Source organism: Rossellomorea sp. NS-SX7 (assembly GCF_052828565.1).
This window is the reverse complement of sequence record NZ_CM128249.1, coordinates 869,289-882,911: the sequence shown is the minus strand read 5'-3', so window position 1 is coordinate 882,911 and position 13,623 is coordinate 869,289. Positions and strand designations below refer to the sequence as shown.

The 13,623-nt window shown below is 43.7% G+C and carries 9 protein-coding genes; 2 read left to right on the top strand and 7 right to left on the bottom strand.

Going from position 1 to position 13,623, the window contains the following annotated elements:
- Positions 1-79: 79 nt before the first annotated feature.
- Together ACUXV2_RS04225 and ACUXV2_RS04220 are read left to right on the top strand one after the other, a co-directional pair.
- Positions 80-1,366, top strand: a complete 1,287-nt coding sequence (locus tag ACUXV2_RS04225; RefSeq protein ID WP_446245820.1) for a glutamate-1-semialdehyde 2,1-aminomutase — start codon at positions 80-82, stop codon at positions 1,364-1,366.
- A gap of 642 nt (positions 1,367-2,008) precedes the next feature.
- A complete protein-coding gene (locus tag ACUXV2_RS04220) occupies positions 2,009-3,091 on the top strand; it encodes an FUSC family protein (RefSeq protein WP_446245819.1) in 1,083 nt (360 codons plus the stop codon).
- A 51-nt stretch (positions 3,092-3,142) separates the two neighbouring features.
- Here the strand turns inward: ACUXV2_RS04220 and ACUXV2_RS04215 are convergent, their stop codons facing one another.
- The 7 genes from ACUXV2_RS04215 to ACUXV2_RS04185 form a co-directional block, all read right to left on the bottom strand.
- Positions 3,143-5,110: a c-type cytochrome gene (locus ACUXV2_RS04215; RefSeq protein ID WP_446245818.1), complete on the bottom strand. Its 1,968-nt coding sequence runs from the start codon at positions 5,108-5,110 to the stop codon at positions 3,143-3,145.
- 12 nt (positions 5,111-5,122) lie between these two features.
- On the bottom strand, positions 5,123-7,210 hold the full coding sequence (locus tag ACUXV2_RS04210; protein WP_446245817.1) for a hypothetical protein: 2,088 nt from the start codon (positions 7,208-7,210) through the stop codon (positions 5,123-5,125).
- Between the two features lie 266 nt (positions 7,211-7,476).
- Positions 7,477-8,373 (bottom strand): ABC transporter permease, encoded by an 897-nt coding sequence (locus ACUXV2_RS04205; RefSeq protein ID WP_446245816.1) that lies wholly within the window; start codon positions 8,371-8,373, stop codon positions 7,477-7,479.
- A 28-nt stretch (positions 8,374-8,401) separates the two neighbouring features.
- Entirely contained in the window at positions 8,402-9,406 is a 1,005-nt protein-coding gene (locus ACUXV2_RS04200; RefSeq protein WP_446245815.1) for an ABC transporter permease, read from the bottom strand.
- 311 nt (positions 9,407-9,717) lie between these two features.
- A complete protein-coding gene (locus ACUXV2_RS04195) occupies positions 9,718-11,310 on the bottom strand; it encodes an ABC transporter substrate-binding protein (protein WP_446246998.1) in 1,593 nt (530 codons plus the stop codon).
- Positions 11,311-11,384: 74 nt separating this feature from the next.
- Positions 11,385-12,350 (bottom strand): ABC transporter ATP-binding protein, encoded by a 966-nt coding sequence (locus tag ACUXV2_RS04190; protein WP_446245814.1) that lies wholly within the window; start codon positions 12,348-12,350, stop codon positions 11,385-11,387.
- Entirely contained in the window at positions 12,325-13,341 is a 1,017-nt protein-coding gene (locus ACUXV2_RS04185; protein WP_446245813.1) for an ABC transporter ATP-binding protein, read from the bottom strand. The genes ACUXV2_RS04190 and ACUXV2_RS04185 overlap by 26 nt, the downstream gene beginning before the upstream one ends.
- Positions 13,342-13,623: the final 282 nt, after the last annotated feature.

Below are 13,623 nucleotides of genomic sequence, written 5' to 3'. Positions count from 1 at the left end.
CAATTTGCTAAAAAGCTCTCATGCATACTACAATAGAAAAGGTAAGTAGACATATAGGAATGATCCAGGAGGTAAGCCAATGAATTTCACTCAATCAGAATCATTACATAAAGAAGCATTGGAACATATCGTCGGCGGAGTAAACAGCCCATCCCGCTCTTATAAAGCAGTAGGAGGTGGCTCTCCCGTTGCGATGGAAAGGGGGCAAGGCGCATATTTCTGGGATGTTGACGGGAATAAATACATCGACTATCTGGCAGCATACGGTCCGATCATCACTGGTCACGCTCACCCTCATATTACAGAAGCAATCAAAAAAGCGGCTGAGAACGGGGTACTTTATGGAACCCCTACCCGCCATGAGGTGAAGTTTGCCAAAATGATCAAAGAAGCGATGCCATATATGGATAAGGTGCGTTTCGTCAACTCAGGTACTGAAGCCGTCATGACGACGATCCGTGTCGCACGCGCATACACTGGCAAGGACAAGATCATCAAATTCGCAGGCTGTTATCACGGGCACTCTGATTTAGTGCTTGTAGCAGCAGGATCTGGCCCTTCCACCCTGGGAACACCGGACTCTGCAGGCGTCCCGAAAAGTATCGCACAGGAAGTAATCACTGTCCCTTTCAATGACATTGAACCGTTTAAGGAAGCAATGGAAAAATGGGGAGATCAAATTGCGGGTGTACTAGTTGAGCCGATCGTCGGTAATTTCGGGATCGTTGAACCGAAAGAAGGATTTCTGGAGCAGGTGAATGAAATTGCACACAGCGCCGGAAGCCTCGTCATTTATGATGAAGTGATCACTGCCTTCCGCTTTATGTACGGCGGCGCTCAGGACATGTTAAAGGTCAAACCTGACCTGACCGCGCTTGGCAAAATCATTGGCGGTGGCCTTCCTATCGGTGCATACGGCGGTAAGCAGGAGATCATGGAACAGGTAGCGCCGCTGGGACCTGCCTATCAGGCTGGTACGATGGCTGGAAATCCTGCTTCCATCCTTTCTGGAATCGCCTGTCTCGAAGTTCTTAAACAAGATGGCGTATACGAGAAACTGGATGAACTTGGCCGTAAGCTTGAAGAAGGCATCCTGGCTGCAGCCGAAAAACATAACACGCCGATTTCAGTCAACCGGTTGAAAGGTGCGCTAACTCTTTACTTCACGAAAGAGAAAGTCGAAAACTACGAGCAAGCAGAAGCGACAGACGGAGAAATGTTCGCCAAGTTCTTCAAACTCATGCTGAACCAGGGAATAAACCTTGCCCCATCTAAATACGAAGCATGGTTCTTGACGACTGAACATACAGAAGAAGATATCAACGTAACACTAGAAGCAGTCGATAAAGCATTTGCACAGCTATAATATATTATAAAAAAATCCCTCCTTCATAATTGAAGCGGGGGATTTTTTATTTAATAATGGAGGTTTTTTTAAAATACTACTGCAACCTTTTAATAATGTGAATGGATTTCAGCTGAATTCGCCCACCCTAATTATGCTTGTCGGGGCTTGAGCAAACCGCCTCCGCTTTTCTAACGCGCATAGGGCACGTTGAGGAGGATAAACTTTGTTTCGAGGCTGCGAGTATGATAGTTTTTGGGTAATCTTTTAATTCTGGCCGTTAATCTTTCGAAACCTCGACTTAATCTTTCGTTTTCAGGCCGAAATCTTTGAAATCCAACCATAAATCTTCGAGTTTTACGAATAATTCCGTCACTTACCAAAAATACCCAAAAAAATCTCACAACAAACACTCCCCCCCTCCCAACTCTCCGCGGAAAGCGAAGTCTTCCACGGAAAACAACTGCGGATTTTAAGCGGGATATTACCTAATATTGTGTAAGCCCTCCCATTCCCTATAGATTAATCCCCCGTTTAACCCCTGTCGAAAAAGGTAATAAATTTGTATAAAACTATTTTCAAATGCCTATTGATATTGCTTGAAATTGCCTGTATAGTACAGTATTGTTTATCAAAAAGTCATTCAAGAAAGGACCTGTTTTCATGAAACTTGGTGCCCGCATCCTTAAAACGGGAATTGCGATTGTCATTGCATTACTTGTTTCACAATTGTTAGGTTTGCCGTCTCCTGTATTTGCAGGGATCGCAGCGATATTTGCTGTACAGCCGACCATTTACCGCTCTTATTTATCCATCATCGAACAAATCCAGGCAAACCTGATCGGTGCCGGGACAGCTGTATTATTCGTACTTTTATTCGGCAGCAATCCGCTCGTCGTTGGACTTGCAGCGATCATAGCCATTGCCATCATACTTAAATTAAAACTTGAAAATACGATCGGTCTTGCATTAGTGACCTTGATTGCCATTATGGAAGTCACTGATCAGGCATTTATCCAGTTTGCATTTATACGTTTTTCAACGATCATGATTGGGGTATTTTCCTCATTTCTCGTGAATCTGGTCTTTCTGCCGCCAAAATATGAAACAAAACTATATCACCGGATTTCGGATTCAAGCGAAGAGATCCTGAAGTGGATCAGATTGAGCATGAGGCATGCCACTGAGTTCCATTTACTTAAAAAGGACTTGGAACGCATGAAAGAAAAATTGATCAAGGTGGACCAGCTTTATCTTCTCTATAAAGAAGAAAGGGATTATTTTAAAAAGAATTCCATCTCAAAAAGCCGAAAGCTGGTCATATATAGACAGATGATTTCATCGGCAAACAGGAGTTTTGATATTCTAAAACGGATAAACCGTTATGAAAATGAAATCCTTCAATTGCCGGATGAATTGAAGAACAGCATCAAAGGACAGCTTGACTGCCTTCTTACTTATCATGAACAGCTATTATTGAAATTCATTGGGAAGATGCATCCTCAGACGGATTCAGAAGCATATCAGGATGTATGTCTTCACCGAAAAGAGCTATTGAAGAGAATGCTTGCTGAAATTCAAAACAACAGTGAAAACGACAATGTTCAAAACTTCCATATGCTTCATATCTTCTCAGCCATCTTTTTATATGATGAGCATCTGGAGCACTTGGAAAAGCTGATTACGAGTTTTCAGTCTTATCATACGGATGAGAATGAAGTCGAGATCGGTGAGGAGGAGGAATAAGATAAAAAAGCTTGCAGGGTTAACGTTATCCCTGCAAGCTTTTTTCATAAATTAATCAAGAGACCTTACATAATCGGCAATCTTTGAAATCTCTATTTCACTGAGGCCAGAATTCTCTTCATATTGGTGACGCTTGATTGATTCTTCTATCGTTTTGGCACTGCCATCATGAAGATACGGGGCAGTTGCCCATACCCCAACCAAACTTGGTGTATCAAAGCTTTTTCCATCACGCGGATTGGTCATATCTGCTCTGGCATCTCCTTCCGAAGAAATGTCAAGGTTGTTGGCAGTGCCGATATCATGAAGGTAGGTTGTATTGTCAGTTGTGAGATTTCCGTCTTCATCAACTGCTTTTACGCTATCCGTGAATTGATTTCCGCTGTGACAGGAAATACATGAGGCTTTTCCTTCAAATAAAGCCTTTCCTTCCTTGGCTGAGCTTGTCAATTTCCCGTCCACTTTATAAGGGCTTTCCGGTACCGGAAGTGAGGATGGATCCTTAAGATAGGCAAATAAATCATCGTACATCGCCTCGACTTCTGGCGGCAGCTCTTCTCCGGGCTTATATTTCATCATGCCGCCCATTTCATCCTGGACAGTCAACAGATAGTCAGTGAAGTCATCCCGGCTTCCATCCCACAGAAACACCCCTGTTTCAGATGCTCTTGTATTGGTCGGAACATTGCGGGGACCCTTCCCTGCCATCAGGGTCAATCCATTGACTTCACCATCACTGTGGCAAGATACACAGCTCATCCAATTGTTCCCTGTTATATCCGCGGCAAACTCATCACTATTCGCACTGTTAAAGATCGTTTTCCCTCTGCGGATCTGTGGATCAAGCGGGTCGTTTTTGATCAAACGGATATTGCCGCCCTCCATTTTCGCTCTTGAATGTGTAGAAGATCCCCCTGAACTGATTGAAGCTACATCATGGGTCATAGCATTATGAACGAATAAGGTTTCACCATCCTTGCTAAGTACCACTCCTCGCGGGTTGTCCCCTTTTATTCTTCTAAGGATCTGGGTGGCATTTCCTCCGCGCTTCAAGTCGAATACGACTAGATCTTCACTCCCTGACATAACGACGTATGCCTTTGAACCATCTTTTTGGAACGCAACATCATACGGATTGGACACAATGATCGTTTCATTCTTTGAATCCTGCACATTGATCTCTTCGAAGAGCTCTTTTCTCTCATCCACTATTTCTTGATCCTTCTCTAGATCGATGACAGAGACAGCAGGGAAAATGGTTTCTTCAAAATGTATCTTTGTATCTACATTCGTTACCAAGTGAGGAACCCAGGCTGTTTTACCATCAGGTGCAATGACAAATTGTTCAAGCGTGTTCGGTATTCCCTGGCTTGCCTTAGGATTTGAAACATCAGGGGAATCTGCCAATTTGATCGTTTTGACCACCTTTTCCCTGGATGTATCAAAAACCGAAATCTCACCGTTTAAGTAATGAGGAATGTAGAGTTTGTTGCCGCTTGCTGTCAGGGCAAGGGTTCTCGGACGGTCATGAACGGGAATGGTTTTCGTCACTTCCCCTTCCTCGACATCCACGGTCATCAGTGTACTTTCACGGAAGTTTGAAACATACAGTGTTTTGCCGTCCTGGCTTGTAATAAGGCCAAAAGGCTCCGAGCCAACTTTATACGAATCTATCACTTCGGCTTTATCCGTTGAAATAACATCGACTTTATTTTCATAGCGACAAGATACATAGAGCCTGTCTTCATCCGGAGACAAGGCAAGCTGAACCGGCTCTTTTCCGACAGAAACCTCATTTTCTACTTTTTTTGTTTTTGCATCTACTATAGAAACGGTATTGGCATCCAAATTCGCGACATACAGTTTGGTGCCTTCTTTATTCTTGAGAATATTGCTGCTGTTCACTGCACTTTTTCTCGTCGTATCAAAACTGGGACTATCTCCCATGACGTCTACGGAACATGCAACAAGCGTTCCTGCTATGAGAAACGCTGTTACATAACCTATTATTTTTTTCATAGAATCCCTTCTTTATCTTTTTTCTACTGTAACAGGCAGTAAAATCGGGGAAATTCCGTGCTTACCATGCCCTGCCTGAACCTGTGGAACATTGTCACCATCTGTGTTTCCAGAGGAATTCTTGCTGTCATAGTAATCTCCGGTATCCCAGAATTCACTTGCTTGCATCCCTTCATCCAGGGATGGTCCATCAATGACAGTATCATAAAAATCTGTGTAACGGGATGTGATTGTTTCAATTTCCAGGCTCTTTGGGGTTTCAGAATCCGAGCCGTTGTTGCTTAAGTTCAGTAAAGCAGTACGGAACGTTGCAGAAAGGGCTCCTGCTGTAAATGGAGTATAGTTCATTTTCCCTTCTGATGTTTCATATGCTTTCAATTCTTTATTCCATAATTTTTCGTCCATTGCTTTATAAATGGAACGCCCCGCTTCACGATACTTTTCATCATCAGTTGCTAAATAAGCAGCAGTCAATCCTCTGATTGCACCTAGTTGAGCATCCAATGTCACTTCTTCATCGGCACCTTTTTCAATGTCATAGCCATTTGCCACAAGTCCCGAATCCATTACAAGATTGTCGATGATGAAATCCGCTTGTTTTTCAATCATCTCCAGTGCACGTTTACCTTCTTTTGTCTTTAGACCTTCAGCAGATTCACCAGATGCATAGCCCACCGGAAGTCCGTCGATTGCACGCTGGAAGATTCTCATAGATTCCATTGTGTAACCCGCTTGGAATGTATCCATATACGTTCCTTGTTTTTTGCCGTCATGTTCTGTTACAAAAACACCTTTATCATTGTTAAAATGCATCGCATCCATATTCTTAAAGACATGAAGCATCACATTGTAGTTTGCAGTGAATGGGTCAGTTCCTTTAACGTCATTCCCTGCACTCCCATCAATGTTTTCTTTTGGTGCAGAAGGATACGGTGCCCCGTCAAATAGCGCTTGGAAAGAAGGCGTCTTATTTGGATTGCTTTCCCGCTGATCTGTCATCCCAAAGAACTCTGAACTTGGCCAAAGCATGAGCCATTGATCCTGAAGTAGACTGCGGGAATCCATTACTGATAAAGCCTTGGCGCCAGGAGCTTGTTCTGCGCCTCCTTCGGTTACTTCGATACTGTGAGGAAGATAAACAAATCCATCTGATGGATCATATTGACTTCCGATGCCTGCAGAAGATAATTTGCCCTCTGCTCCATTTACAAACAATTCATTAGATATGTAGTTCACTTTATTCCAAATTTCCTCTGTCAGGATCGCCCCTTGGAATCCATCTGCAGAACTCACACCAAGTGCCACATTCTTGTCGTCATCATCCTTAGGCGTTTCACCGGCAAGCTCTTCATCCCCATCAACCGTATGGAATCCTCCCATAAAGTCCCCGGCCCAAAGTGCCTGCTTTAAAAAAGTAGCGCCGTATGCGGATGGCACAAGCGTTTTCTCCATTTTATTGCGGTCCCATCTAAGAGTTTCGAAGTTTACTTGATAGACTGGAACATAACTTCCGTCGTCATTTGACGCATATTCGCTCGTGTTCACTTCTTCTTTGTAGTGAGGATCCCCTGAGGAATATTCAATGAATGTAGGGAACATATTCGAGAAGATTTCGTCCCTTGAATAACCGACAGCATCGGCTAATTCATAAAAGCGGTTTCCAAGCTTCTCTTCAGCGGAATTGCCGTTCTCAAGAGTTTCCACGGCAGGACCATTGATCAAGTGAAGTCCCAGACCGGATTTTTCCACCACTTCATACATCGCTTCCTCGGAATACTCGTATGATTCAACCCCTGCAGTATAATCGAACTTTGTAGGCTGATCCAATTTATTTATATCTAAGATATCTAAGTCTAACCCGAGGTTTTCAGCAAGCGGCTCCCCAGACAATTCGAATTCTGCATAAGCAAACATATTGCCTGCTGTATCAAATGTATAATCGGATACACTTACTTTACTCGCACTTTTTTCACTCTTTTTTGTTTCTTCAGAAGCTGCTCCTTCCGTATTCGAAGCCTCCTCTTTATCATTTATACAGCCTGCCAGTACTAAAGTTGAAGCCAGTACCGAAGCAGAAATTACTTTCCATGGCCTTTTCATATGATGTGACTCCTCTCAATGCAGTAATTAAACGATAATGATTCTCAATATTTATATTGTATAAGTATAGAGGAATTGAGAATTAATCTCAATAAGAATTTAAAATTTTAGAAATATAATGTAATAGATGTCTATAATAGATAAAGATAAGCTGAATTGTATAGGAGAGTAAAAATGAACACTTAGGATATAACAAAAAACAGCTTATCTCCCTGTGCAGTGAAAGAACTGCAACGATGGAAATAAACTGTTTTTTGATAGAATCTTTAGTTTTTCATTTTCGGATCGAGCGCATCACGCAGCCCGTCACCCATCAGGTTGAAACCTAGTACTGTCAACATGATTGCCAGCCCAGGGAAGACCATGGTCCATGGTGCCTGCAGCATGAAGGTACGTGCGTCTGCAAGCATTTTCCCCCATTCCGGCTGCGGTGCCTGTGCACCAAGCCCTAAGAATCCAAGTGCAGCAGCTTCAATGATGGCTGTGGCAATGGCAAGCGTTCCTTGTACGATGATAGGTGCCATACTATTCGGAAGGACATGACTGAATAGAATTCGGCTGTCCTTCATCCCGATGGCTTTGGCAGCCATGACATACTCTTCCTGCTTAACACTCAACACTCTCGATCGAATCAGACGTCCGAAATTCGGAATGTTGATGATGGCAATGGCAATCAATGCGTTTCTCAATGATGGCCCAAGGGCCGCCACTACTGCAATCGCCAGAAGGATACTTGGGAATGCAAGCATAATATCAAAGATACGCGAGATGATCGTGTCCACCCATCTTCCATAATAACCTGCAACGATTCCGAGCAGACTACCTACCACAGCAGATCCGACTACAGCGAAGAATCCGACCGTTAATGAAATTCTTGCCCCATGGATGATCCTCGACAAGATATCACGGCCGAAGTCATCGGTTCCCAGCCAATTCTCTGAAGATGGTGCCTGCAGCCTTTTTGATAAGTCCTGTTCATTGATTCCCTGCGGGGCAATGACCGGAGCCAAAACAGCTAGAAGTACGAAGAATAATACGATACAAAAACCGACAAGCGCGATTTTATTTTTAACAAAGCTTTTCCATGCTTCCTTCCAGGGAGATACCGTTTCCTCTTCTAGTCCTGGATTTAATTCCTTTTGCGGTTCTGCGATTTCTGCCATCAGAGTTCACCTCTTTCTTCTATTGATGTTAGTTATATTTAATTCGCGGATCGACGGCAGCGTATAGTAAATCTACAATTAAGTTAATCGTTACGAAAATTGTAGCCACTACCAGAATCCCGGATTGGATTACCGGATAATCACGATAACCTATCGCTTCATAAATATAACGGCCAATTCCCGGCCATCCAAAAATCGTTTCAGTAAGAATGGCTCCCCCCAATAACAGCCCCATCTGCAAACCTATGACTGTCAAAACTGGTATAATGGCATTCTTAAGTGAATGCTTGTACACGACCCAAAACATTTTCAATCCTTTTGCACGGGCTGTACGAATGTAGTCAGAACGCATGACTTCAAGCATACTGGATCTGGTCATACGTGCAATGATCGCCATGGGAATCGTAGCAAGAGCAATCCCAGGTAAAATCAAATGCTTAATAACTTCTCCCAGTTGATCGAAGCGCCCTTGAATGATCGTATCGATAATATACAGGTTAGTGATGGAATCAATCGGATTTCGAATATTCTCCCTGCCGGTTGTAGGCAGCCAGTCAAGCTGGATTCCAAAAATCCACTGTTCCATTAAACCTAACCAGAAGATTGGCAGTGATACCCCAACCAAGGCCAGGATCATTGCCGTGTAGTCAAACCACGAGTTTTGGAACCACGCACTGATAATACCCGCATTTACACCGATGACAACAGCAATCACGATGGCCACCAACGCCAGTTCAAAAGTAGCTGCCAGATAAGGCCAAATTTCTTGAGAAACTTCTACTTTTGTACGCAATGACTCACCTAAATCACCTGTAAATAAGCCGCCAAGGTAGTTGAAATATTGGACATACCATGGGTTGTCCAGACCCAATTGTGCCCGAAGTGCCTCAATCGCTTCTTTTGTGGCCTGCTGGCCTAAGATCACCTGGGCCGGGTCCCCCGGTATTGCCCGGATGATAAAAAATACGATCAGGGTCATACCCAGTAATACAGGTATCAACTGAAGTAATCTTCGAATGGTGTATTGAAACATCTTGTTCACCCCTCTTAATGGAGATTCTTAATCTAAGAAGCTAGTTCTTTTAACATTTACTCATAAGAGTGGATACACGTTTGATGGTGTATCCACTACTTTCTATTGTCAGGGCTGAGCAAAGCCCTTCCGCTTTTCTTCTGTCCAGCTCCAGGGCTTAGAGGCACATGTCATAAGTCAAATCGTCCAAGAAGGCAATGAACGCCTTCGTGGCCGATTCGCCTTATGCCACCCGCCTCTCTTCAAAGCCCTTCCGCTTTTCTATGTACCAAAAGGGAGAAATCAATGACATCTCCCCTTTGTGTTACGTATTATTGTTCGATATCAACTGCGCCTAAGAAGTCAGAACCTGTTGGATGCGGCTTGAAGTTCTTAAGTGCTGCACTTCCAGCCAATAATGGTGTGGAGTGAGCTAAAGGAACCCACGGAGCATCCGCATGGATGATTTCTTGAGCTTGTTTGTATAGTTCTTCACGCTTTGCTTCATCTGTTTCAGACTGTGCAGCGATCAGGTTTTCATGAAGCTCGTCATTGCTGTAATACGTGTAGTTGTTGCTTCCGATGTTGTCTTTGTCAAGAAGTACATATAAGAAGTTATCGGCGTCACCGTTATCACCAGTCCATCCTAGTAAGAACGCGTCAGCTTCACCTTTACGAGCTTTTTCCAGATAAGTTGCCCACTCGTAAGATACGATTTTTGCTTTAATGCCAACTTCGGCAAGGTCCGCCTGGATGGCTTCAGCCACTTTTTGTCCGTCCGGCATATATGGACGAGGAACAGGCATTGCCCATAGTTCCATTTCGAAACCATCTTTGTGTCCTGCTTCTGCAAGAAGTTCTTTTGCTTTTTCCGGATTATACTCATAGCCTTCGATAGCGTCGTTATAACCGCCGATTACCGGAGGCATTGGATTCTTTGCTACTTCCGCTCTTCCTTCGAAGAATGCGTCAACGATTTCCTGCTTATTGATAGCGTGGTTGATCGCTTGACGTACTTTAGGGTCGTCAAATGGTTTACGAGTAGAAGTTAAACCAAGGTACCCGACGTTCATAGATGGACGTTCGAATAACTGCAGTTGGTCATTGCTTTCTACTTGAGCAGCATCACTAGGATTCACACCATCAGCAAGATCGATTTCCCCGGAAACCAATGCGTTAAGACGTGCAGAGTTTTCTGGGATGGATTTAAATACAACTTGATCCAGCTTCGGATAATCTTTTTGCCAGTAGTTTTCATTTTTCACAAGGACAATCTTGTCGTTACGCTTCCACTCTTTGAACTTGAATGGTCCCGTTCCGGCATCTGTTGGAGCTTCACCAAGCTTATCTCCAAGCTCGTCAAGCGCTTTAGGACTTACGATCGCAAATGGACTCATTGCGATATTCTTTAAGAATGGCGCTTGAGGGCGCTTTAACATAAATTCGACTGTCTTATCATCTACAGCTTTTACTTCTTTGATAACGTGTCCTTCATCACCTTTAAATCCGCCAAACATAGATTTGTAGTAATAGAATGAGTCTTCATTCCCATTCATCCAGCGCTCGAAGTTTTTCACAACAGCATCAGCATTAAAGTCTGTACCGTCTTGGAACTTGACTCCTTCACGCAAAGTGAATGTATACGTTAAACCATCATCTGAAACCTTCCACTCTTCAGCAAGTCCAGGATTTACTTCAGTATCCTGCTCGCCAAATTCCACTAACGTTTCAAAAATATTCTTTGTTACCTTAAATGATTCACCGTCAGTAACGGCCGCCGGGTCTAGAGCAACTGAGTCTCCCCCGCGTCCGAAGATCAACACTTTAGGATCTCCGCTATCTTTACTGTCGCTGCCTTCGCCTGAAGAACCTTCAGAGCCTCCGCATCCGTATAATACGGATGATAGGACTAAGATTAGCAGCATTAAAATTGACCAGCCTTTCTTCCTCAATGAAATCCCCTCCTGAATAATGTTTATATACTTATGAGGCTTGCCGCCTAATATAGATGGCAAGCTACATAATGCCCTGGTTGGTGTTCCTTGAATTCCGGCACCTTCTGTTTACATACATCCGTTGCGAGAGGGCAGCGGGTATGGAAGGTACATCCGCTTGGCGGATTGGAAGGACTCGGGATATCTCCCTGCAACAGCTGTGTTTCTCTCTTAAAGTCCGGATCGGGGATCGGGACCGCCGAGAGAAGAGCCTGGGTATAAGGGTGCAATGGCTTTTCATATAAACTTTCACTATCACTCAGCTCTACCATTTTCCCTAAATACATAACGCCCACTCTGTCGCTTATATGTCTAACTACACCCAAATCATGAGCAATGAAGATATAGGTGAGTTCGAACTCTTTTTGCAGATCCTGCATCAGATTTAAAACCTGTGACTGGATGGATACGTCCAATGCAGAGACAGGTTCATCTGCTATAATCAGTTTCGGTTTTGTCATGAGTGCCCGGGCAATCCCGATCCGCTGTCTTTGTCCGCCGCTGAATTGATGCGGATAGCGTTTCGCGTGATAACTGCTCAAACCTACTATGTTCAAGAGTTCATGCACTCTCTTTTTACGTTCCTTTGCCGAGCCCATCCCATGGACCTTGAGCGGCTCTTCCAAAATTTTTTCCACGGTATGCCTCGGATTCAAAGAAGCGTATGGATCCTGGAAGACCATTTGGATTTCCCTGCGGATTTTTCTCATTTCAGAGTTTGATAGACTCGTAAGCTCGCGGTCTTCGAAAGTGACCCGTCCTTCGGATGGATCAATCAGCCTCATCAGCATCCGGCCGGTAGTGGATTTACCGCATCCGCTTTCTCCCACGATCCCCAAGGTTTCTCCTTTATTGACTGTAAAAGAGACTCCATCCACAGCTTTCACCGAGCTGACAGGTCGTCCAAGAACTCCTCCGGTAATGGGGAAATGTTTCTTAAGATTTTCAACCTTTAGCAATGGTTCCGTCATAAACTCCCTCCTCTGCTTCATCGAACAGGAAGCACCTTGTGCAATGTCCTGGTGTTGTTTCATATAGTTCCGGCGTTTCAATCAGACAGCGGTCAAACGCAAAATCGCATCGGGCTGCAAACCTGCAGCCTCTTTTGATAGACCCCGGCTTAGGGACACTTCCCTGAATCGAGTGAAGGCGCTGCTGTTTTACACGCATATCGGGTACGGACTGGATAAGTCCTTTAGTGTAAGGGTGCTGTGGATTTTTGAAGATTTCCTCCACTGTACCTTCTTCAACCACTTTTCCTGAGTACATCACGACGATTCTCTCGCACGTTTCTGCAACTACTCCTAAATCGTGAGTGATGAGCAGTACAGCTGTATTCAGTTCCTTATTTAGCTTTTTCATCAGTTTTAAAATCTGGGCCTGGATGGTTACATCAAGTGCTGTCGTAGGTTCATCGGCAATCAGCACCTGCGGGTCGCAGACCATTGCCATCGCAATCATGACCCTTTGCCTCATTCCACCTGATAACTGATGCGGGTACTCCTTGATCAGTTCATCTGCCCGCGGCAGTCCCACCATTCTCATTATTTCTACTGCTTTATCTCTCGCTTCTTTCTTTGTCGCCTTCGTATGTATGCGAATTGCTTCGGTCAATTGATCTCCTATTGTAAAAACAGGGTTTAACGATGTCATCGGTTCCTGGAAGATCATAGCTATGTCATTGCCCCGAATATCTCTCATTCTCTTTTCTGAAACTTTCGTCAGGTCTTCATCCTTATAAAGGATTTTACCGCCTGTTATTTTTCCCGGAGGGCTGGGCACGAGTCCCATAATGGAAAGCGAGGTTACACTCTTGCCGCATCCGCTTTCCCCGACCACTCCCAGAATCTCGCCTTCATTCACATGAAAACTAACGCCATCGACTGCAGGAACTTCTCCGTCATCTGTAAAAAAGGAGGTCCTTAAATCTTCTACAGTTAGTAAAGGACGTGCTTGACTCATTCAAATCCTCCCCTTAAGACAATTCTCTCTTTTCTCAATTGTGATACTTTTCTAAATTTTCATCTGTTTCTTATTATACAAGATGTTACAAATGTTGCAATCTATTTTCAGAATTTTCTTCCGAAACGATTTTTTCGTCTATGTTGCCTAATCCATTTCAATATATGTCCAAAAACCCGTTTCATTCCTCCTATACTTTTTATCAAAGTAAAGAATCCATCATATAATTTATGGGAAATCATGAGTGTTCCAATTACAATAATCAGGACTATTTTACCTGTA